The organism is Legionella sp. D16C41 (assembly GCF_048541585.1).
In the GTDB taxonomy this organism is placed as follows: domain Bacteria; phylum Pseudomonadota; class Gammaproteobacteria; order Legionellales; family Legionellaceae; genus Legionella_C.
Map to the genome: position 1 here is coordinate 1,805,670 of NZ_CP183303.1, position 22,080 is coordinate 1,827,749.

The following is a 22,080-nucleotide window of genomic DNA, read 5'->3' on the forward strand; positions in this document are numbered from 1 at the left end:
ATTTCACCCCTTTTCAAATAAAGCAATAGATTCAACATGTGCCGTATGAGGAAACATATCCATAACCCCTGCAGCTTTTAAATGATAACCCAGTTGATTTACTAGTACATCACTATCACGGGCTAAGGTAGCAGGATTACACGATACATAAACAATTCTATCGAGGTTTAAATGTGCTAATTGTTTAATAACTTCTAAGGCGCCAGAACGAGGTGGGTCTATTAAAACTTTATTCACTTGATTAATAGGAAATTGGCTAAGGCCATCTGGCTTATCCAGGTTAGCAGAATAAAAAATGGTATTAGTAATGCCATTACTGTCAGCATTCAGTCTCGCCCTTAAAACCATAGCATCACTACCTTCAATACCAATAACTTGTGCACAACGCTTTGCAAGTGGTAGGGAAAAATTTCCCAAACCACAAAATAAATCTAAGACAATATCATCTGATTTTAAATCCATTAATTGGATAGCTTGATTAATCATTAATTGATTTAGACTCGCATTAACTTGGGTAAAATCAGTTGGGTGAAATTTAAAAGTTAATTTCTCGCTTGATAATGTGTAAGTTAAAAAATCACTATCAGCTAGTGGGTAAAACCGGGTAACTGTTTGTGCATTCCCAGGTTGTAAGAAGATAACAAATTCATTTTCTTCTCCAAAAAGCCTTAGTTTATCACCATCAGCCTCAGATAAAGGCTCAAGGTTGCGTAGAATTAATGCTACTTGAGCATCACCAGCAGCCACTTCAATTTGGGCAATACTATGAGGATTATCTAGCGAATTAATTAATTGTTTTAAGGTATGTATATGTTTATCTACTTTAGTATTTAAAATGGGACATTGATTAATCTCGGCAATATAGCGTGGGTTACTTCTTTCTCTAAAGCCAACTAGACTTGTTTTTTTCTTTTCTACGTATCGGACACTTAAGCGCGCTTTATTACGATAATTCCAACTTAAACTAGCTAGAGGCTGTAAAACTATAGTTGGTTGAATATGAGCAATCCGTTGCAGTAAATCCAGCAGAAGCGTCTCTTTCTCTTGAATTTGCATTTGCTCATTTAAATGTTGTAAAGAACATCCGCCGCATATTTGATAATGAGGACAACGTGGCTCAGCACGCATACTAGAGGCTGTTAGCACAGTAACTGTTTTACCTTCATCAAAATCTTTTTTTATTTTAGTGTATTGAAAGCTTACTGTCTCGCCGGGTAATGCGCCTTCAATAAAGGTAATTTTTCCATTAATGCGTGCAATACCACGGCCATCATGACTAAATTTTTCAATTTGGGCGATTTGGGGGTCAAGAGCTAACTGGCGCTTATTTCTCATTATACAAACTCTAATTCAATATAAAACAAAACTAATTACTAAATAGTAACTTTAGGTTGGGCTTTGACCCATAGCTTTCACGCTAAGCAATTTTTGTAGTTGCACTTAGCTTCTTAAACCTTTACATGCTCAAAGCAGAGTTGCGTTTGAATTCTTTTTGGAACGTTGTTAGACATGGATGTCCAACATCGAGCCGCAAAGATGGTTTCGGCGATTCTAAAAAGGACTCAAACGCAACTTTGCCCGCTTTGCTCTAATCACTTGAACCCTTATCTAACAGCTATGAACTAAGGCCCAACCTACCTTAAGTTTAACAGAACCTAGCTCAAGATAGAGGATAGTAAAGAATTTATTTCTTCTTTTGATAGCTCATAATAATTACCGCGTGCTAAAAAACGAGGCATAGTAATATTACCATAGCGAATACGGATTAATCGACTAACTTCAACCCCTTGAGACGTCCATAGTCGTCTTACTTCTCGATTTTTTCCTTCAGTTAAAACAACATGGTACCAAGTATTACTACCTTCGCCACCTCGAAATTCGATGTGCTTAAATTGAGCTAACCCATCATCAAGCTTCACGCCTTTTAACAAATTAGCAATTATCTCCGGGCTTACTTGTCCACGTACACGCACTGCATACTCACGCTCTAAACCAAACTTTGGATGCATTAATTGATTAGCTAATTCACCGTTATTAGTAAAAAGTAATAATCCTGAGGTATTAATATCTAGGCGGCCAACCTGTACCCATCGACCTTGCCGCAGTCTAGGTAATTTATCAAATACGGTACGTGTATGCTTAGGATCATGGCGACTTGAAATTTCACCAACTGGCTTATGATAGATTAGTACTCTCGTTTTTAACTCTTTTTTTAAGGGATTGTTAATTAACTTACCTTTAACAGTAATTTTATCATTGTTAGTGGCGCTATCACCTAGTTTAGCTAATTGGCCATTTACGCGAACTAAGCCTTGTTCAATCCATCGTTCCATCTCCCGCCGCGAGCCTAATCCCGCTTGACTTAATATTTTTTGTAATCGTTCAGCACTCATGTCTTAATATACTCTTCTGCAAGGGCTAGTGTATCTTCTCTAGTAGATAACGCTATATTGTCTTTTAAAGGCGGTAATTGTTCAATCGTTGTTAAGTTAAAATAATTTAAAAATTGCTTTGTCGTAACATACACTGCAGGCTTTCCTGGAACATCACGAAAACCCGCTATTTTTATCCACTCTCTTTCAAGTAATGTTTTTAAAATTGAAGTACTTACTCCAACACCACGAACTGCCTCAATATCTGCTCGGGTTACCGGCTGTTGATAAGCAATAATGGCTAAGGTTTCTAGTAACGCTTTTGAATATTTAACGGGCTTGTCCGCCTGAAGACGACTTATCCAAAGGCCATATTGAGCTCGCGTTTGAATACAATATCCACCTGCTAATTCCACCAATTCAATAGCACGTTCGTTATAATCTGTAATAAGCTCACATAAAATTTGCTTAAGCAAATCTCGACTAGGCTTCTGCCATGGTTCAAAAATACCCATCATCTGCTCAATAGTTAAAGGACTCTCTGAGCTCATTAATAAGGCTTCAATAATGCATTTTAACTCATTATTAGTCATGCACATTTTTCCAAGCTGCTAGTAAAGAATATTTTGCAAGCACAGTGTACATGAAAAATAGCGACATTTTAAAGATGTTATTTTGCTTCTAAACGAATAGAAGCAAACGTGTCAATTTGAATAATACTTATAAGCGCAAGCCGTGCTAGCTCTAAAATGGCCAATAAATTTACAACAATACCCATACGGCCTTCTGCACTCACAATAAGTTCTGAAAAATTGATAAATTTATTCTGCTCTATCCGCTCTAAAACAGTTAGCATTCGCTCTTTAACCGATAGAGTCTCTTTAATAATCTGATGACTGCTGGTATGTTCCTGATGTTTAATTAAGTTTAACATAGCCTGTGTTAAGCTAACTAATGTAACATCAGGCTGGTAAATTATGCGTGGTAAGGCTTGTGAATTTATGCTAAAGCGAAAGATATCTCGCTCACAACGCGGTAAGTTATCAATAGCCTCAGCTGCTTGTTTAAATTGTTCGTAACGTTGTAATTGTCGTACTAGAGCAAGCCTTGGGTCTTCCTCTAACTCTTCATCTAAATGAGGGTTTTTTGGTAATAAAAGCTTGGACTTAATTTCGGCAAGCATCGCTGCCATGACTAGATACTCAGCAGCCAATTCAAGTCGATGGTCTTCTACCAACTGAATATACTGCATATATTGTTTCGTTATCAACACAATAGGAATATCCATAATATCAATATTTTGCCGTCGTATTAAATACAACAGCAAATCAAATGGCCCTGTAAATGAATCAAGTAAAATTTCTAAAGCATCTGGCGGAATAAAAAGATCAGCTGGCATTTGGGTAAATGGTTTACCACTTATTGTTGCAATAGTAACATTTGCTTGTTCGTTAACTAAGGACATTAATAATTAAGTCCCATGACTTCACGCACATCCTTTAAGGTCTTATTAGCTTCATCACGTGCCGCCTCGCTACCTTCGGCAATGATTTGCTTAACCGAGCCTCTGTCTTCCTCAAAATCACGAATAGATGTTTGAATAGCTTGTAATTCTTGATTAATAGACTCAATAACTGGTCTTTTACAATCAATACAACCAATACCTGCTGTCTTACAACCTTTTTGCACCCAAGCTTGCACATCATTTGCAGAATAAATTTTATGAAATTGCCAAACAGGACATTTTTCTGGATCACCTGGATCAGTGCGTTTGACTCGAGCTGGATCAGTTGGCATAGTTAAAATTTTACGCTCTACTGAATCTGGCTCCTCTCGTAAACTAATCGTATTATTATAGGATTTTGACATTTTCTGCCCATCTATACCGGGCATTTTAGGTATTTCTGTAAGTAATGACTGTGGCTCTGGTAAAATAATTTTACCAGAACCGTCTAAGTAACCTAAGAGACGTTCTTTATCGCCAAGCGATAAATTATGCTGATTAGCTAAAAGCGCCTGTGCTGTATTTAATGCATCAAGCTCACCATCTTGTTGAAATTGCCTGCGTAATTGAGTATACAATTTACTATTTTTTTTTCCCATTTTAGCAATGGCTTCTTGAGCTAACGCTTCAAAATTAGGCTCTCGACCGTATAGATAATTAAAGCGACGAGCGACTTCTCGAATCAGTTCAATATGAGATACTTGATCCTCACCGACAGGTACATAAGACGCTTTATAGAGTAAAACATCGGCACTTTGTAGTAAGGGATAGCCTAAAAAACCATAGGTTGCCAAATCTTTGTCACGTAATTTTTCTTGTTGATCTTTAAAAGAGGGAACACGTTCTAGCCAGCCTAAAGGAGTTATCATCGATAAAAGTAAATGTAGTTCAGCATGTTCTGGCACCCAAGACTGAATAAATAACTTACATAAGCTAGGATTAATGCCACAAGCTAACCAATCGATTATCATATCCCACAAAATAGACTCAATAAAGCCAGGTTCATCATATTGAGTTGTTAGACCGTGCCAATCTGCAGCAAAGAAGTAACAGTCATACTGATGTTGTAGGGTAAGCCAGTTTTTTAATACCCCATGATAATGGCCAAGGTGTAGGCGGCCACTAGCTCGCATGCCAGACACTACTCGTTTATTTAAATTAAATAAGGCAGACATAAAACCTCAAAAAAAATTCCACTATTAATATTTAAATTTTATTTAAAAGGCTCAGGGTCTCCTTTTCCTTCCCTTAAAATTACCGGATAATCCTCAGTTAAATCGATTACTGTTGTCGGCTCGTAACCACAATTTCCGCCATCAATAATTAAATCAATCTTATTTCCTAATAGATCTTGAATAGCCTCAGGCTGACTTAACGGAGCCTCTGCGCCAGGAAGTATAAGCGTCGTACTCATTAAAGGAGCATGAAAATATTCTAAGAGAGCTAAGGTAATATTATTATCGGGTATACGTAGCCCTAATGTTCGCCGCTTAGGATGTAACATTAATCGGGGAACTTCATGAGTCGCCTTTAAAATAAAGGTATAAGATCCAGGAGTAAATGCTTTTAGAAGGCGAAAGATAGAATTTGATACGCGGGCGTAAGTACCTAGTTGCGATAGGTCGCGACAAACTAAAGTCATATTATGATTTTTATCTAAATGTCTTAACAACCGTATTCGCTCTAATGCAGGCTTATTTCCTAAACTACAACCTAAGGCATAGCCTGAATCGGTTGGATAAGCAATTAATCCGCCATCTTCAATAATCTTTGCCGCCTGCCTTAACAAACGTGCTTGCGGATTATCGGGATGAATTGCAAAAAACTGACTCATATAGTCCCCTGTCAGATGTTCCAATTGTGCCAAATAGGCATACAGTTTACCGGTAGTTTTGCTTGCCGTCCAAGGGAAATACTTGATAAATTATCTCCATGGTAATCTGAACCAGTTGAGGCTAATAGCTCAAAGCGCTTACAAAGTAGAGCAACGAGATCTATTTGCTCCTTCGTTACATTGCCAGATACTATTTCTAACCCTTCTCCACCAGCTTGCTTAAACTCTTTAATTAATTCGTTTAATTTCGTTTGCGTTAGCTGATATTTTACCGGATGCGCCAAAACAGCCTGTCCGCCAGCTTGATTAATACCTGCTATTGCTTCACTAATAGTAATCCATGGTGTTTCAACATAAGCTTGTTTACCGCGACGTAAGAATTGCTTAAACGCTAATTGAATATCACTGGTTTTTGCTTCCGCTACACATAATTTTGCAAAATGAGGCCTGCCAATCCTATTGTGCCCTGCAAGCTGACATGCTTTCTCATATGCATTAGAAATTCCAATAGCCGCTAATTTTTCGCCAATTTTTTTAGCTCGCTCAATTCGGCTAGCATTTTGCTTATCAATTAAAGTCAGTAAGGCAAGGTTAGTAGTATCTATTCCTAGTCCAATAATATGTATGTCATATTTTTTCCAGCGCGTACTAAATTCAATACCACTAATAAGCTTAAGCGAGTTGGGTTTTTTTTCTTTTAATAAGTTATTAACGCCCTCTACAGTATCGTGATCGGTTAACGCCAATATTTGTAGATTAGCTGCAGTTGCTTTCTCTATTAATTCTTTAGGTGAAAGCAATCCATCAGAAAAATGACTGTGACAATGCAAATCAATCATAAACGATACTTCATTAGAGCTAGGAAATATAATTGAATTATATAAAATTTAGGTAAATATAACATTTTTACTTTGCTTCTAAGTCCTATAAATCAAGAAAATTATTTAATTTAGTAAATAATAATAATTATACATTATTTTTTATTCTATTAATGAATAATTATTAAAACTAGTACTATAATTTTAATCATTAAATTTTATAATTTTTTACTATATTAATGCTAATTACCGCATAAAAAATACATAAAATTTAATAGGTAGAGGATAAGGGATTCTTTTGAATAATTATTAAACACTTGAGAAGTATAGGTTTTTGAACTATTCTTTAGGTATAAACGATCTATTATTATTAAACATAACTTGAGTAGTACACCGCAAAGCGAATACGTTTATCTACCTCACTTAAATGTGCAGCGTTTGGCTAATTTATGTGGCGTCTTACATGAAAATATCATTCTGTTAGAACGATCTCTTCAGCTAACTATAAGAATTCAGCAAAATAAGCTAACTATATATACCACCTCTCCCACTTCTCTACTTCGAGCGAAAGCTATTATTAACAAGTTATACCGTCTTGCTGAACAACCTATTAGCCCAGATATGGTGCAATCTCTACTCACTATTGAGGAAAATGAAACAACTATGAATTCTGCTCAATCTATTAAATTAAGTCGAAAAATTATTCTACCCCGTAATAGTAAACAAGCCGAATACTTAACCAGTATTGATAAAAATGATATAATATTTGCTGTAGGGCCTGCTGGTACTGGTAAAACCTATTTAGCTGTCTCTAAAGCTATAGAATGCTTTGAAAAAGGCGAAGTACAGCGTTTAGTTTTTGTAAGGCCTGCGGTGGAAGCAGGAGAAAAGTTAGGCTTTTTACCTGGTGACTTAGTTGAAAAAGTTCTTCCTTATCTTAGGCCTATTTATGATGCAATTTATGAAATGTTAGGTTTTAAAGAAGCACAAAAGTTAATTCAAAATGATGTTATTGAAATTCTTCCCCTTGCATTTATGCGTGGGCGTACTTTAAATGATGCGTTTATTATTTTAGATGAAGCACAAAATACTACTACCATGCAAATGAAAATGTTTTTAACGCGAATGGGATTTGGCTCTAAAGTCGTTGTAACTGGTGATATGACCCAAGTAGACTTACCTAAAGGAACGCAATCTGGGCTTTCGCATGCAGTTAATTTATTTAAGAATGTTGATGAGATTAGTATTCATAGGTTTACAAGCCGTGAAGTGGTAAGACATCCCTTAATTTCTCGTATTGTAGAAACTTATGATAGAGAAGTGGAGGAAAAAAATGGATGATTATTGTCCTAGTATCGATATTACCGATTACCTCGATATTCAAATAGCTTGTAAAAGTCCACTACCTATTACTGAAGACACAATAAGAAGCTGGGTTAAGCTTACTTTAACAGAGCATAATAAAATTGCTGAATTAACATTACGTTTCGTAGAAATAGTAGAAATTACCGAATTAAATAAACTCTATCGAAAAAAAGATAAGCCAACTAATGTCCTTGCTTTTCCTACTAATTTGCCTAGTGAAATTAAATTAGATTATCCCCTCTTAGGGGATGTTATAATTTGTCCGGATGTTTTAGAGCAAGAAAGTCGGGAGCAAAAAATAACGCTTAAGGCTCATTGGGCACACATTATTATTCATGGCGTACTGCATCTATTAGGTTATGATCATATTAAAGAGCAAGAAGCTTACCAAATGCAGACAATGGAGATTAAATTATTAGCAAAACTTGGCTTTGCTAATCCTTATCAACAAGAGGATGCAACTTGTGAATAAAGAAGATGAGTCTAATTCGTGGTTTATGCGTTTGAAACAATTCTTACAAGTAGAACCACAAAATCAAGAGGAATTAATTAGTTTACTACGTGATGCTCAAATTCGCTCACTTATTAATGCCGAAACATTAGGCATGATTGAGGGTGTCATTCAATTTTCACAAATGAAAGTACGTGATATCATGTTACCTAAAAAACAAATGACCACCATTTCTCAAGATGATGACTTTGAAAAAGTAATTGATATCGTTACCAGTTCAGGTCATTCACGATTTCCTGTAACAGGCGATAATTCTGATGATGTTATTGGCATATTGCATGCCAAAGATTTACTAAAATTTCATGTTAAAAATGCTAGTGAGTTTGACTTAAGTGATATTGTACGCCAAGCTACTTTTGTACCTGAAAGTAAGCGCTTAGATCTATTATTAAGTGACTTTCGCAGTAATCGTAATCATATGGCACTAGTTGTTGATGAATACGGCACTGTTAGCGGTTTTGTCACTATTGAAGATATTATTGAGCAAATAATTGGCGACATAGAAGACGAATTTGACGTTGATGAAGAAGCCTATATTAAGGAACATGGAGATTCGCATTATATTATTAAAGCGCATATGCCTATTGAGGAATTTAATGAGCAATTAAATGCTCATTTTAGCGATGAAATATATGATACAATTGGTGGTATTGTTATGGCTAATTTTGGTTACCTCCCTAAACGGGGTGAAGTCACAACTATTGACCAATTTGAATTTAAAGTTATAAATGCCGATGCAAGACGAATAAAACTATTAGGTTGCTTTGATAAACGTGCTAATACTATCGATAAAGCAGATGAACTCTATCAAGACAGCCTACCTGTCTTTTCAAAGCAAAAATGATAAGAATTATCTTCTTAGAGTTTAAGGTTAAATATTAAATGAACAGTAACATTTTAATTGTTGATGATGATATAGAACTTACTGACTTATTACAGCAATATCTTGAGCCAGAAGGTTTTCATGTTGTTTGTGTCCATGATGGTGAGAATGCTGTCAAAAAAGCCTTAAATCAATCATTTGATGCGATTATCTTAGATGTCATGTTGCCTCGATTAAATGGTTTTGAAGTATTAAAAGCTATTCGCGAACACTTAGAAACGCCAGTTCTTATGCTTACTGCTCGCGGTGATGATATTGATCGTATCGTAGGCCTAGAAATTGGTGCCGATGATTATTTACCTAAGCCATGTAATCCACGTGAGCTAGTTGCAAGGCTGCGGGCCATTTTACGTCGTACACAAAAGATTCCTGCTCAACGCCCTATTATCGAACATCAAAATATTGTGGTTGATTGCTCTAAGCGCATAGTTACTTATTATGGCCAGCCTATGGAATTAACTAATGCAGAATTTAATATTTTGGAAATGTTAATTAAATCACCTGGACAGGCCTTCTCAAAAGAAGAGTTAACAGAATATGCCCTAGGCCGAAAGTATACGGCTTACGATCGTAGTATTGATGTTCATATCAGTAATTTACGTAATAAATTAGGTGATAATGATCTTGGTGAGCCCTTAGTTAAAACTGTCCGGGGGTTTGGATATATGTTTAATGCGTAGCTTGTATTGGAAAATTTTCCTTTCTTTTTGGCTCGCAACTATTCTCATCATTATCACCACAGCCTGGGTAACCAGTGAAATTGCCCAAAAATCCTCTATACCTGCTCGTGAACAAGTCTTTATGGATAGCTATGCTAATGCTGCCGTTGCAACCTTTGAATCTGGGCAACATGCAGCCCTTAGAAAATGGCTTGCTCAGACTGGTGAATCTAAAAAAATGACATTATATTTATTATGTAGCACGGGTGAAATAATAGGCAATTCCCCGCCGCCTATCCAAATTAAAAGTGTAGCTGCTGATTTAGTTAATGAGGAACTTGATGAAGGTTTACTTAAGTTCGGTAATTTAATTGTTAGTCATGAAATTTTATCAACTTCAGGCAAAGCCTATCGGTTAGCCGCAGTTAGTGAAAAACCACTTTCACATTTTGTTATTATTCCTTGGGCAGGATTAACTATTCGTTTAACTATCGCTATTTTCATCAGTGGACTTATTTGCTATTTACTTTCTGTTTATTTAACTCAACCTTTACGTTCATTAGGTCTTGCAGCAAAATCTATAGCAACCGGTAAGCTAAGTACGCGTGTTGGCCAGTTTAAGGGGCATTATCGAGATGAAATTGCTCAATTAAGTAGCGAGTTTGATAGAATGGCAGAACAGCTAGAAGGTTTAGTTAACTCGAAAGAGCGTTTATTACAAGATATTTCTCATGAATTACGTTCACCGCTTGCCCGCTTACAAATTGCTATTGAACTAGGTCGTAAAAAAGCATCTCCCATTGCTGATATAGAATTTTGCCGAATGGATATGGAGTGTTTGCGTTTAAATAACTTAATTAGTGAAATCTTACAATTTGCAAGATTAGATCGCTCAGCAGAAGAACTTAACATAACAAAAGTTAATATTTTAGATTTAGTTAACCACATTATCGAAGATGCTAATTTTGAATGTGGTGAAGATTCCGCTAAAATTGAACTGATTGCTACCGAAAATTATCAACTTTTAATCGATGAGCGTTTAATACATCGAGCTATTGAAAATATTGTTAGAAACGCAATGCGTTATTCTCCAAATGATAAAAAAGTCTATATTTCTTTATCGACTAACCCGGAAAAAACCAATCTTTTTATAGATATTGAAGACCAAGGCCCAGGCGTGCCCGATGAGCAATTAAAAACAATATTTAGTCCTTTTTATCGTGTTGATACATCACGAGAAAAAAAAACGGGGGGTTATGGCTTAGGTTTAGCTATTGCTGAGAAAGCTATTCACTTACATTATGGTAGTATTACCGCTAGTAATCGAAACGAAGGCGGTTTAAGCGTTCGCATTACATTGCCTATTTAAATTCTTTTGCCATTTCAGAAACTCTTAGTTTCCAATTTAGTATATTCCAAAGTTTTTCTATTTTGATTAAAATTTATCCATTTAGATAGCCTGGGAAGCATAGTGACTCATAGTGATAAATTATTGCAACAATTAATAGCGCTTAATGAAGAAATACAAAAACAGCTGCCTTATAAACCTAATGCAGTTGACCGTGAAGGGCATAAATTAGAAGATAGACTAGCTCTAGAAATATATCATTTATTTTTAAAAGAATTAAATCAACTGGGTAACACATTTCTTAAGTCAAAAGAAATGAATCAAAGTAATTTACTTCTAGAAATCACTAAGAAAATTAATAACAAAATTAATGAAATAAAAATTTACCTTAATAACCTAAATGATCCAGTTTCCACTTCATCTATTACTCAAAAAGAAACTGAGCAACTAAAATTATTTAATACTAGACTTTTAAGTCTACTTGAATTACTTAATCCTGAGTCCATTTTAAAAATGCTTTTAAGTGGTGAAAGCCTGCAAATTATTAACTTAAATTTAAATTCTGTAGGCCATGAGCTTGCAGGGTTGGGTGAATATAGAAAAAATTTTTCGAACGTTGCTAAAAACGCTAACTTTATTTACCTAGGCAATTTAAACAATGAGGTTAATGAAAAAATTTTGACCTTAAGCGAAGGTAATTATCTTGAGCAAACAAAGGCCAAGTATGCACAGTGTGGCGAGCATGTTGCTTTAGCATTATATAAAATAATTGAACGTGAAATTTTAACTTATGACGATGAGGTCGCTCAAATTCAAATTGATTATCCAAGCGGGGAGAATCATACTTTTTTAGTTATTAACCTTCCTCTAGATGCCACGTTGGATAGTAAGACATGGGGTGAAGAAGCTATCTTTTTTGATTCCTGGGGAAATTTTGTTGCGAAATCGCATAAAGATTTATATTTTTTCAATGGCAATTATACCATTACTCGTTATAAAAGAAATGATAAAGAACTTTTAGATAACCTCAACAAAACTGCACAGCTTTTAGCTATGACGGGAAATAAAGACGCAAAATCTCTCAAACAAACTTTAATAGAGGAACATCAGCTTATCTCTTTAAAAGACAACAATTTAGCTGAGCCTAAAGAGCTACTTTTAAAACTTATTGAAGAAGTAAGGCCTCAATACTTTACGGCGCCTATCAAACTATTTTTAACATTAACACCTACTCATTTAGTTACAACCCTTTCAGGATTCTCTAAACCCACACTAATTGTTGACGCTAATGTTTTTACTAACCTAACGCCAGAAAAATTAGGTGAGCTAAAATTTTCTTTAGCAGTCAATTTAGTTTACTTAGAAACCTATGGTACAGGAACTATTCATAAAATTTCTGCTGCCTCTCAATTTGAACTCGATAAACAAGCTTGGGAAATAACCAAAGATAATGAAGCAGCTATACGTTTTTTACGCAATGAAGCATTATATAAAGTATTGAAAGAAGATGAAGCAGGTTTAATTATTCCAAGCGCAAGTCAAGATATGTTTAGCACGACTGCTACCATAGAACAACGAATTAAAAATCTCATGACTTTTTTTGCAGAAAAAGCATCTATTGTAAAAGAGTTAAATCCCGGAGAAGATAAAAAGCCTACCCCTAATAGGCATGTAACAAGTCTAATACAATATGAAGATTTATCAAGTTATCAGAAGCTTGGTAATTCATCACTTTGTTATCAGATTACCTTTAATGATAAGAGCACTACAGTTGATAAAATTAATTTATTAAAAGAGCAATTAAGCTCATTAAAAGAGCAAGAATTGTTACCCTATGAAATGACAACTTTACCGAGTCGCAGAGTACGTGAGTTTTGTCAGTTTGTACGACGCCTAACTATTAATTGGGAAAATAGCGAGGAAGCAGCGGCTATTGATGATTTTATAACTGAAGCAATGCAACTTAGAGTACCTGGTTTTGATCGCATTTATGCGGCTTTAATGCAAGTTGACCATGATGATTTTGCTTATATTATCGATAGGCATCAGAACTATAAGCCCTTAGGGCCATTTAAACAATTTTATAATGCCATTTTAACGGTGACTACTTCTAAAGATTTTAATGACATTATAGCGGCTGCTACAACCTACTTAGAACTTTATCCGAGATTAAAAAATCATTTTATCAACGAAAATTTACGTAAGTATGCTAATGAATATTTAGATCAATATAGGGCTGAGCATCAAGGTTCAGTGCCAACTGGCGCAGCACGTTTTTTTGGTTCACAAGTAGGTACTAAAATCAATTGGCCTTCTTTTAGTAATAAAAATCAGTTTTCTAATCTTATAGACATTATGATTAAAGAAAAAAAAATTCTTCCGCATTGCTTGTGGTTAATGGGGGTTAAAACTCACCCTGATGTTTTAAATTTTATGCCGCGAGAATTAATAGAGAGTGAATTAGCTGCAAATCATTATAGTACCAACCTTCGCTGTCCTCCTTTTTTAAGCCAATATTATGTTGATGCACGGAATCTAAAAAAAGATATAGCTATTTATTTTTCCCAAAAACATCAGCTTAATATATCCATGTTTGAAAAGGATTTAGATTTTGAGACACAATTTAAACAATTTATTGAATTAAATGAAGATGCACTGCGCTGCCCCGATAGCATCGACAATTTAAATTGTAATAATGACGCCGTCAATGCCTTACTAGAACGATTTACCATAGTCGCTTTAACGGGTAGCACCGCTGAAAAAGAGGTTGTGAAAAGTTTTTTTCTGGGTAGAGAAGATAAAAAAGATTTAGCCACTTTATATCTTCCTTATGCTCATAATTTACTTGCTAGACTTAATTTTGATTCGCCCTATTTTCAATTTTGTTTTTATCAAAAATTTAATGAAACACACTTTAATTTATTTACTAATGAAGAATGTATCCAATTAGTCAAAAAATTTGATAGGCATCACGCTATTCCCCTAGAATGCTTAATAAATTACTTTAATATCCCTAACATCTTATCGCTTGATAACATTACTTTGTTTTTTCAAAAATCTAAAGACAATGAGCTTGAGCTATCCTATCTTGATATTTTGCAAAACTTTCTTCAAGAAAATAAACTACAGATGATTAGTAAAGACACCGCTAAACTTTTTCAATTAATTAAAAACTACTACATGTTTGAACGCGACATGGAGCTCTTAACAGAAATTAGCTGGACCTGCCCTAGTCAAGATAGGCTATCATCAATAAGTATCAATGACGCTATCATTATTTATCAAGGTTGCGCAAAATATAATTTGTTATCCTTTTATCATGATATGCATACTTTTGGCTCCTTACTTTTAGCAAAAATTCAGACTATTGCAGATAATAAAGATAAAATACAAACTTTAGAGGAGCTTTTCTTTAATTGCCAAGATGTTATCTTACAAAATGAGCTCATAAACTTGTGGTTAAGTGTAATTGTTAAAGAATATGGGCCAGATGATAATACAGAAAATTATTTCAATACTTTTAAAAAAATAATTGATCGAATCCTTACAAAGGCAGCTAGCAGAGATCATGAAAAAATACTATCTTTACTAGCCAATCATATTATGGCTCAGAAAAAAATTAGCGAATATATTGGTATTAAACTGGTACCAGAAAAATACTTATCGTTTGAAAAAGAAATTAAAAATAATCAAAAAGATTTTATTATTAGTGGTTTAGGAAGTGCTACTCGTTTTTTAGCCGAAGCAAAAGACAGTCAAAAAGCTACTTTGGATTTTATTTCTAAACCTATAACGGATCAAACTGCCACCACATTTGCTATTTTTTTAATCAAAACAAAACGAGCAAAAAAGTTATTAAAATACTTACAAAACGATCATAATGATATTAATCAATTAAATGAAATAGAAAAAGTTAATTATTTAAAAGCTAAGCTTTATTTATTTTATCATTCCTTTTGGGACAGACCATTAACTGAACGGGCAGTTTTAATCGATTATCTTGTCATTCCAGCAAGCGTTGTATTAACTGAAAAAGACATCAGTGAAGCTTATCAAGATACTTTTAACTACGCAGCCGATGCTTTATTTCCTGAGCATCATAGACCTAATTCAGATGATGAACTGGCGGTATCCTTTTTAAAAGCTTATTTAAATACCGCAAATAAATACACTCGTAGTCTCTTGTTAGCTGGCATGTTAGTGGTATCAAATGAAACAACTGAGCGTAATCAAACTTTAAGTACCGGTAAAAAGTTAGCACTTTTATGTGAACATATGGGTCCTGCCTATATTAAGCTCGCACAAGCGATTCATAGCCATCCTGCTACCTCGGAAGCAGTACGCAACGATTTGGCACATGTTAAAGGACATGCCAACCCGCCACCGCGTTGGGATTTATGGCGTTTAATGCAAGAGGTATTACCAACTGAGACACTTAGTCAGATTAAATATGTAGGTAAACTGCTAGGTTCAGCATCTTATAATTTGGCTTTAGAAGTTGAATTACAAACAGGTGAACAAGTAGTACTTATCTTACTACGCGAACATGCTGCAAGAGATACAGCTGAAGGTTTTGAGCATTTAAAGGCAACTATCAATGCCTGTACTCATCCTCGAGCGCTTACCTTTAAAGATAGCCTAAGCTCTATGCTTGAGGAAGCGCAAACCTTATCTAAAGCTGAGATGGATCACACTATTTCTACCCAGCAAATTAAGCAAGCCCAAGAAATGTATCATTCTTCCTTGGATATTAATATTAATAAAACACACTACGTCGTAACGATGAGACCTATCCAAGTCATTGAAAGTGGCCCAGGATACCGTTTAATCGATAGAATGCATGGTATTGAATTTAATGATTTGCCTAATCAAACCGCTGAGGAACAAGAAATTAAAAAAGCTATTGCAATCGCTGTGGTTACTACCGAACTTACCCACATATTACAAGGCCGCGCCTTTGATAGTGACAGACATGGTAACCAGCTTCGCGCAATGATTGATAAGGAAAATAAGACTATTCATTTAGGGCTTTATGATTTCGGTGAAATGTCACTCGTGCCACCGACATTGCATGAAATTGCTTTATTAGCTGGCGTTTTTCAAGAACTGTTACACCCATTAAATCTTTTGAACAATAATGAAGGAATAGACGCAGCCCTAGCTAGGCAAATTAATCGTTGTGTAACTAATGACACTAGTGGCGCTCATTATTTAATGCGTGTTCGCCGCAGTTTGCTAGCACTAAGAGACTTTCATCAACTGTTAAATCAAGAAGACATACTCAATATTTTGGCTTCTATCATGCAAAATAACCCACCACATCCTTTAATACAACGAGTTTTGACTATACCAACAAACCTTTATAGCCAAGCGCAGACCCTTAAAAGAAAGGCTCAAGCTATATCTACAAATTTAATAAAGGATTCATTAAACACTAGTTCACCATTAAAAAAACTAAAAATGTCCCCACTTTATCCTATTGATGTAACTGGAGGAATTAATCAAGGCAGAGCTTTATTTAAGTTTTTTAGTCAAAAATTACTTTCTAATCAAAAAAATTCAGAATGTGATAACTTAACAACACAAATTAGAGATAAAAAATTTAGATAACAATTAAATTCTAAAAATTAAATAAAGTGAATTTTAATATTTTTTATCGACTAATCCGGAGAAAAATAACCTTTTTATTGTTTATGTGCGCAATAGACCTCTTTTGCTTAGAAGTTTTTAATTAAGAAGGTATATTTTTTTGGGTTAATTCTTGCTCTGCTGTAAAAAAATATAAATGCTCTTTATTAAAGCCATCTTCATCTTTATAGGAATCTAACAACTGGGCTAAAGCACCTTTTTCCAATAGTTCTTTTTCTTCAGATGTAAAAGTAATGTCAAGATTACCCTCTAGCAGCGCAAGAATTTTTTTAGCCGCGTTAGTCTCGAGCTCTGTCGGTATAATTTTACTTGCTTGGCCTTGAGGTAGGAAAAATGTAAATGAGGGTTCTTCTTTGCCTGTTTGGATTTGGCTGAAATCAGTTAGTGCTTGTTTAAGTTTACTGAAAGTGCCTTGATATTGCTTGGACTGAATGGATACAAGTCGTGAGAACTCAACTGGAGAGGCTGTAAAAATTGCTTTTAAATCCAAAGGAATATCATTTGGCTCTGAACTGGATATATTAATTAGATTGTTAATATTTAATAGAGCCTCATATAATATTTCGCATATTGCAGCGCTACCTCTAAAACATGGCATTCCTTGTGCAAGGTGCCAGGCTATTTCTTTAATCAATTCCGATTTTTCAGAATCACTAATGTTTTCAGAAAGCCTATTATAAATTGTATCTACAACCGCGAATATTTTGGGTAAATCTCTGTCATTAGTATGATCAATACGAAGGTAAGTTACATCCGCATTATTTTTATCTTGGGCATGAATTAAATTTAAAGTGGAATAAGTTATTCCATTGTACTCTACTATGTGGTAACCAACTGAATTTATTTTTTTTATGTCTGAAATGCCGTAATGGAGAACTGAATTTGCTCCTTTTTCTAACTTATATTTCTCTTCAATTTGTTTGAATAAAATTAAAATATCATTATAGAAACTTGCATATCGACCCGAATTATCAATGATGGTTTTCATTGTATCTGAAGTACTTTTTGGTACTCTTAACCTCCCTAAATCATTTTTATCTGGTTGATTTAGTAACTCAGCAATTTTTTTTCTAAGCCCAGCAGTAAAATTGTACAAATCCTCAAAATTTTTACATTTGCCAACTTGATTTGTCACAGCCTGTATAGAAAGCTTTTTTATAAATTCATAAGCTGCCTGTTTGTCAGGATTCCAAGCCGTAACTAATGTATTCGCATCCTTTGGCATTAGAGCACCTAAATAATGGTATTAAACTCATTATAGTACGAAACAGATGTTCTAATTATTTACATTATATTTAATATATATCATGCTAATAAAGCCCATCTTAAAAAAAATTTTATTGGTGTCGCTTTGATAAGCTTAATATTTAGGGCCCTAAACAAGTTATCTAAATTTTAATAAACTATCAATTTGCGCATTAAATATTTTAGCAAGCTAATTATAAATCAGATTTAAGATGTGTTAATATATTAATCTTCATATTAATAAAACAAACCATAGTCATGCCCTATATCAATAAGTGCCCTATATCACTTGACCCCCTTGTTAAGGAAAAAGCTTTTTTAGTTAAAGTTCCTAAATCTGACAATAGAACTAGAGATATTTACTATTATATTGGTGATGAGGAAACCTTACAAAAACTCTCAGACTGTCCATTTTCAAGGCGAAAAGGCAATTATTATGCACTTAGATTATCAGTAAAAATTTTAGACGAAAGCAATAGGACCTTTAAAGATGTCGCTAGTAAGTTATTAGAAAGTGATAATAGCTCTACACTTATAGAAGATAATGAGGTTCTTACTAAAATTGATAAAGAAAATAAATTTCCCTGGCAATTAAGAAAATTTAAAAATAAAGTAATTAATAATCAATATCAAACAAACATTCAGGGTCAATTACATCTTATCCCTAATCAAATTAATGAAAATCCGATTTCTCTACCGAGACTATTAGATAGAACATCGCTGTCAAGAAATCGTCAGCTAATGAGTAGTTATAAAATCGATTTTCTAAGGCATCCTATACCGCCAATAGGAATTCTAGAGACTTTTATCGATAGGAATCAAGGAAGATATGGTAGAGTAATGATTAAATTATTAAACAATGCAAAAAAAGAGCATGATTTATTATTTTTATTTCATGCTTATTTACTCATCTCTAAACTTGATGATAGTCGTATTAAAACTGCACTTCAACATGCTATTTATAATCAATTAGTGAAATATTTAGCGGGTCTTATGGTACTAACCAATACCATTTCAATTGCTATTGATTTATTTAATAATGGGTTTTCATCATCTACATGCTTTGGACTTTTAAAAATTTTGCTTATCGATCGCGCTCAAAATAGCTTTGATTTGTTATTTAGAGAAAATAGCCGAATTAGACCTGAAGTTATATTTAATTCTATATTTATTGATGGTCCTAAACAATTAACTAATCCCTCTAAAATTTATGAAAGTGCAAAAAGTGCAACTGCTAATGCTTATGAGTTTGCAAAAACTAATGTAAGTTTTTTTTATAATAAATTTATAAAAAAAGAACCTGTACAATATGAGCTTCCAGAAGACTTAGCTAACTCTCAAGAAATTTTAACTAGGCTTATAGGTAGATAAGAGAAAGCACCATAGTTTGCATTAGAAAATTAGCATAATAGCTTTTTTAAATTATAAAGCTGATTACTTTGACGCCTATTAGAGACTAAATAACGATAGAATATTAATATTGAACTATTTATAATAAATATTAACTATCTTTTATAAATAAAAAATTATCATAATTATAATATTTTAGTTCTATTTTATAGAGTTCAAGGTCATTTATTTTGGAAAAGCTTCTTTAAAATCGATTATAAAACTCTACAGAATTAAGTGGCTAAATTATAGTTAAGAAAAAAATGAAACCCACTTCCTAAGACAACTAAAACATGAAAAACTTCATGATATCCAAAGATACTAGGAAAAGGATCAGGCCACTTAAAAGCATAAATCATAGCGCCTAGAGTATAAGTCACACCGCCTATGACTAATAACTGAATATTTGTTGCGTCAAGCGACAATTTAATTTCGGGATAATAGAAAATTCCAATCCAACCCATACCAATATAAAGAAGTGCTCTCGTCCATTTAGGCACATGAGACCATCGAGTCGTTATAAACATACCAGTTATTGCAACGAACCAAAAGATAGATAAAAGTTGCAAGCCAGAAGTGGTCGTTAACTTAAGCAAACAAATAGGAGTTGCTGTTCCTGCTATTAGAAAAAAAATAGCAGCATGATCAAGACGCCTTAGTAGTAAATACTTTTGTCGGCTCCACAAGCGAGTATGGTAAAGTGCACTGATACCATATAGCCCTATAAGACTTATACTATATATTATATTGGCAACAATCGCACGAGTCCCATTACTATCAAGAATGAGTATAGTACATGCAAAAAGAGCGATAAAAAATGTTGCTTGGTGTAGATATCCACGTGCTAGTGGCTTCATACTCAATAATCTATAAATTTTTAAGTTTAAATTTAAAAAGGTATTTCTAAATGGAAATCACCTTGGATTTATATAAGAGAATACCAGTTATAGTTTCCAATTAACACTCTAGTTAGGTTATTTGGAAACTTAGCCCTTAAAATATTAACAAAAATAATCTGCTAAATCATAATAACTTGTGTATTTTGAAACTCTTTTGCAAACACACATTGTTCCTTATGCAAGAACAAAGCGCCGAGCGCGCGAGCAAGTTAAATGGATGGTCAAAGATGGGGTTTCTCCCCGGCGCATCATCAGTTACTTGCATCGATGGTGTCTGTGGTGGGTGAGAACAGCAGCACGCTGCTTATACCAGGACTTGCTTTTATGGTTTTTGGACTCATGCTGGAATGAACATGTGGCGGCTTACGCCGACGAGCTTCTCCATCGACATGATGTCAATTCGGTCAAATCTGAGACAGCTGATGATGATTATCTAGCGTTATCTGGTCTTCAAGCTGCGATTTGAGATCGAGAAAATCCTTTGTTCTTACTTTACATAATGCCGTCAAGGCAAGCAAATCTTGCACTGGGCCGCCCCCACGTACTCCCCAGCCACCGCCAGACCCACACGCATCGCGCCGCTCGCCTTTAAATATTGCAAAATCAACCGACAACTTAGAATCAACACTAAACCAATTTTCAATCTTTTCAGTTATCCAATTATGAAACTGCTTTGATGATTTAGGCTGCGAGGTAAATTTCGGCACAGGATAAAAAGGTTCATCAGAGCAGTACTCATAAACAACATGCATAGGAAAAAGATTTTCGGCACTACCTACACCTTCTCTCCATTGCTTATCAATGGCATCCCAATTTTTACGCCCTCGCGCGTTTATTGAGTCCAGTTGTGTTTGCAGCTCTTTGATGATGGTATTATTGAAATCAAAATGCTGTTCAGTGATTGTTTTTCCATGAAGTGTATAAGTGACACCAATGGTGTTCACTTTGTTGTAAAGAGCCATCAATCTTGCGAATACCTCTCTGCCTTCTTCATTCTGAGGAATGCACGCAATCATTACTGCCCACATATGTTTATCAAGGGCCCACAGCACATATTCAAAACTACTTACGTTCTCAAATTCTCGCCCAGAACAATCCGTAACAACACCCCTTTTAAAAATTAAACTCATGTCCTTCTTTAACATCGCTTTAACCGCATCATGTTCCCCGCGTGTCACATGATGCAATAATTTACGAACATCAATCAGAGGTTGAAACAAATTCAAATGATATTTTGATGTCATCGAAAAATTTACTAACTCCCGATTTGATAAATTTTGAGCGGTTTCAATTTTAAGCTCTTCTGGTAAGTCATTAAACTTCTCGAATTTGGACTCCATATTTTCGCCTTATTTCTATTCATTCAGATTAATTTAGGAAAATATTATACCTGAATGAGCTGGAAGATAAAGGAGCGTTTTGATTTTAAAAAATACAGATAACCCCCTGTTTCTAATACACTCTCAAATTAATGCGAGGTCACACCCGCCATCTAGGCACTGATATCAAATCATTTAATCTCTAGGTTAATGTCTATTTTGGAAATAGCTAACTGCTAACCGTTCAGCCCTAAGTAACGTAAGCAGTTAGCTAGACAGCGCAAT

General features: G+C 34.5%; 17 protein-coding genes. 7 read left to right on the top strand and 10 right to left on the bottom strand.

Features of this window, described 5'->3' with window-relative positions:
- Positions 1 to 3: 3 nt before the first annotated feature.
- The 7 genes from rlmD to ACNVED_RS07940 form a co-directional block, all read right to left on the bottom strand.
- On the bottom strand, positions 4 to 1,338 hold the full coding sequence (gene rlmD, locus ACNVED_RS07910) for a 23S rRNA (uracil(1939)-C(5))-methyltransferase RlmD (protein WP_419421159.1): 1,335 nt from the start codon (positions 1,336 to 1,338) through the stop codon (positions 4 to 6).
- Positions 1,339 to 1,655: 317 nt separating this feature from the next.
- Positions 1,656 to 2,393 carry a 23S rRNA pseudouridine(2605) synthase RluB gene (rluB, locus tag ACNVED_RS07915; protein ID WP_419418483.1) on the bottom strand — a complete coding sequence of 246 codons (738 nt, stop codon included), beginning with the start codon at positions 2,391 to 2,393 and terminating at the stop codon, positions 1,656 to 1,658.
- The gene (scpB, locus tag ACNVED_RS07920) at positions 2,390 to 2,965 is read right to left on the bottom strand and encodes an SMC-Scp complex subunit ScpB (protein WP_419418484.1); all 576 of its coding nucleotides are present in this window, start codon (positions 2,963 to 2,965) and stop codon (positions 2,390 to 2,392) included. Before scpB ends, rluB begins: the two co-directional genes overlap by 4 nt.
- 77 nt (positions 2,966 to 3,042) lie before the next feature.
- On the bottom strand, positions 3,043 to 3,837 hold the full coding sequence (locus ACNVED_RS07925; RefSeq protein ID WP_419418485.1) for a segregation and condensation protein A: 795 nt from the start codon (positions 3,835 to 3,837) through the stop codon (positions 3,043 to 3,045).
- A complete protein-coding gene (locus tag ACNVED_RS07930) occupies positions 3,837 to 5,051 on the bottom strand; it encodes a tryptophan--tRNA ligase (protein WP_419418486.1) in 1,215 nt (404 codons plus the stop codon). Before ACNVED_RS07930 ends, ACNVED_RS07925 begins: the two co-directional genes overlap by 1 nt.
- Before the next feature lie 38 nt (positions 5,052 to 5,089).
- The gene (locus tag ACNVED_RS07935) at positions 5,090 to 5,710 is read right to left on the bottom strand and encodes an L-threonylcarbamoyladenylate synthase (protein WP_419418487.1); all 621 of its coding nucleotides are present in this window, start codon (positions 5,708 to 5,710) and stop codon (positions 5,090 to 5,092) included.
- Between the two features lie 11 nt (positions 5,711 to 5,721).
- Positions 5,722 to 6,549: a PHP domain-containing protein gene (locus tag ACNVED_RS07940; protein WP_419418488.1), complete on the bottom strand. Its 828-nt coding sequence runs from the start codon at positions 6,547 to 6,549 to the stop codon at positions 5,722 to 5,724.
- A gap of 360 nt (positions 6,550 to 6,909) precedes the next feature.
- Here ACNVED_RS07940 and ACNVED_RS07945 point away from each other — a divergent pair, with 360 nt between their 5' ends.
- The 6 genes from ACNVED_RS07945 (at position 6,910) to ACNVED_RS07970 (ending at position 16,904) form a co-directional block, all read left to right on the top strand.
- Positions 6,910 to 7,869: a PhoH family protein gene (locus ACNVED_RS07945; protein WP_419418489.1), complete on the top strand. Its 960-nt coding sequence runs from the start codon at positions 6,910 to 6,912 to the stop codon at positions 7,867 to 7,869.
- Positions 7,870 to 7,888: 19 nt separating this feature from the next.
- Positions 7,889 to 8,365 carry an rRNA maturation RNase YbeY gene (gene ybeY, locus ACNVED_RS07950; RefSeq protein ID WP_419421160.1) on the top strand — a complete coding sequence of 159 codons (477 nt, stop codon included), beginning with the start codon at positions 7,889 to 7,891 and terminating at the stop codon, positions 8,363 to 8,365.
- The gene (locus ACNVED_RS07955) at positions 8,349 to 9,248 is read left to right on the top strand and encodes an HlyC/CorC family transporter (protein ID WP_419418490.1); all 900 of its coding nucleotides are present in this window, start codon (positions 8,349 to 8,351) and stop codon (positions 9,246 to 9,248) included. The genes ybeY and ACNVED_RS07955 overlap by 17 nt, the downstream gene beginning before the upstream one ends.
- Before the next feature lie 38 nt (positions 9,249 to 9,286).
- Entirely contained in the window at positions 9,287 to 9,967 is a 681-nt protein-coding gene (gene cpxR / locus ACNVED_RS07960) for a two-component system response regulator CpxR (RefSeq protein ID WP_419418491.1), read from the top strand.
- Positions 9,960 to 11,315, top strand: coding sequence for a two-component system sensor histidine kinase CpxA (gene cpxA / locus ACNVED_RS07965; protein ID WP_419418492.1), 1,356 nt, complete (start codon positions 9,960 to 9,962; stop codon positions 11,313 to 11,315). Before cpxR ends, cpxA begins: the two co-directional genes overlap by 8 nt.
- 102 nt (positions 11,316 to 11,417) lie before the next feature.
- Positions 11,418 to 16,904, top strand: a complete 5,487-nt coding sequence (locus tag ACNVED_RS07970; RefSeq protein ID WP_419418493.1) for an AarF/UbiB family protein — start codon at positions 11,418 to 11,420, stop codon at positions 16,902 to 16,904.
- A 121-nt stretch (positions 16,905 to 17,025) separates the two neighbouring features.
- Here ACNVED_RS07970 and ACNVED_RS07975 read toward each other — a convergent pair whose 3' ends face one another.
- Positions 17,026 to 18,168 carry a hypothetical protein gene (locus ACNVED_RS07975; protein WP_419418494.1) on the bottom strand — a complete coding sequence of 381 codons (1,143 nt, stop codon included), beginning with the start codon at positions 18,166 to 18,168 and terminating at the stop codon, positions 17,026 to 17,028.
- Between the two features lie 278 nt (positions 18,169 to 18,446).
- Here ACNVED_RS07975 and ACNVED_RS07980 point away from each other — a divergent pair, with 278 nt between their 5' ends.
- Positions 18,447 to 19,559, top strand: coding sequence for a hypothetical protein (locus ACNVED_RS07980; protein ID WP_419418495.1), 1,113 nt, complete (start codon positions 18,447 to 18,449; stop codon positions 19,557 to 19,559).
- Positions 19,560 to 19,810: 251 nt separating this feature from the next.
- On the opposite strand, the gene trhA is transcribed toward ACNVED_RS07980, so the two are convergent.
- A complete protein-coding gene (gene trhA / locus ACNVED_RS07985) occupies positions 19,811 to 20,434 on the bottom strand; it encodes a PAQR family membrane homeostasis protein TrhA (RefSeq protein ID WP_419418496.1) in 624 nt (207 codons plus the stop codon).
- A gap of 446 nt (positions 20,435 to 20,880) precedes the next feature.
- On the bottom strand, positions 20,881 to 21,816 hold the full coding sequence (locus tag ACNVED_RS07990; protein ID WP_419418497.1) for an F-box protein: 936 nt from the start codon (positions 21,814 to 21,816) through the stop codon (positions 20,881 to 20,883).
- Positions 21,817 to 22,080: the final 264 nt, after the last annotated feature.

Coding starts and splice junctions, on each gene's coding strand:
- rluB (WP_419418483.1), bottom strand. CDS start 2,393: ATGAGTGCTGAACGATTACAAAAAATATTAAGTCAAGCGGGATTAGGC.
- ACNVED_RS07940 (WP_419418488.1), bottom strand. CDS start 6,549: ATGATTGATTTGCATTGTCACAGTCATTTTTCTGATGGATTGCTTTCA.
- ACNVED_RS07935 (WP_419418487.1), bottom strand. CDS start 5,710: ATGAGTCAGTTTTTTGCAATTCATCCCGATAATCCGCAAGCACGTTTG.
- trhA (WP_419418496.1), bottom strand. CDS start 20,434: ATGAAGCCACTAGCACGTGGATATCTACACCAAGCAACATTTTTTATC.
- ACNVED_RS07990 (WP_419418497.1), bottom strand. CDS start 21,816: ATGGAGTCCAAATTCGAGAAGTTTAATGACTTACCAGAAGAGCTTAAA.
- ACNVED_RS07930 (WP_419418486.1), bottom strand. CDS start 5,051: ATGTCTGCCTTATTTAATTTAAATAAACGAGTAGTGTCTGGCATGCGA.
- ACNVED_RS07980 (WP_419418495.1), top strand. CDS start 18,447: ATGCCCTATATCAATAAGTGCCCTATATCACTTGACCCCCTTGTTAAG.
- ACNVED_RS07955 (WP_419418490.1), top strand. CDS start 8,349: ATGCAACTTGTGAATAAAGAAGATGAGTCTAATTCGTGGTTTATGCGT.
- scpB (WP_419418484.1), bottom strand. CDS start 2,965: ATGACTAATAATGAGTTAAAATGCATTATTGAAGCCTTATTAATGAGC.
- cpxA (WP_419418492.1), top strand. CDS start 9,960: ATGCGTAGCTTGTATTGGAAAATTTTCCTTTCTTTTTGGCTCGCAACT.
- cpxR (WP_419418491.1), top strand. CDS start 9,287: ATGAACAGTAACATTTTAATTGTTGATGATGATATAGAACTTACTGAC.
- ACNVED_RS07925 (WP_419418485.1), bottom strand. CDS start 3,837: ATGTCCTTAGTTAACGAACAAGCAAATGTTACTATTGCAACAATAAGT.
- ACNVED_RS07975 (WP_419418494.1), bottom strand. CDS start 18,168: ATGCCAAAGGATGCGAATACATTAGTTACGGCTTGGAATCCTGACAAA.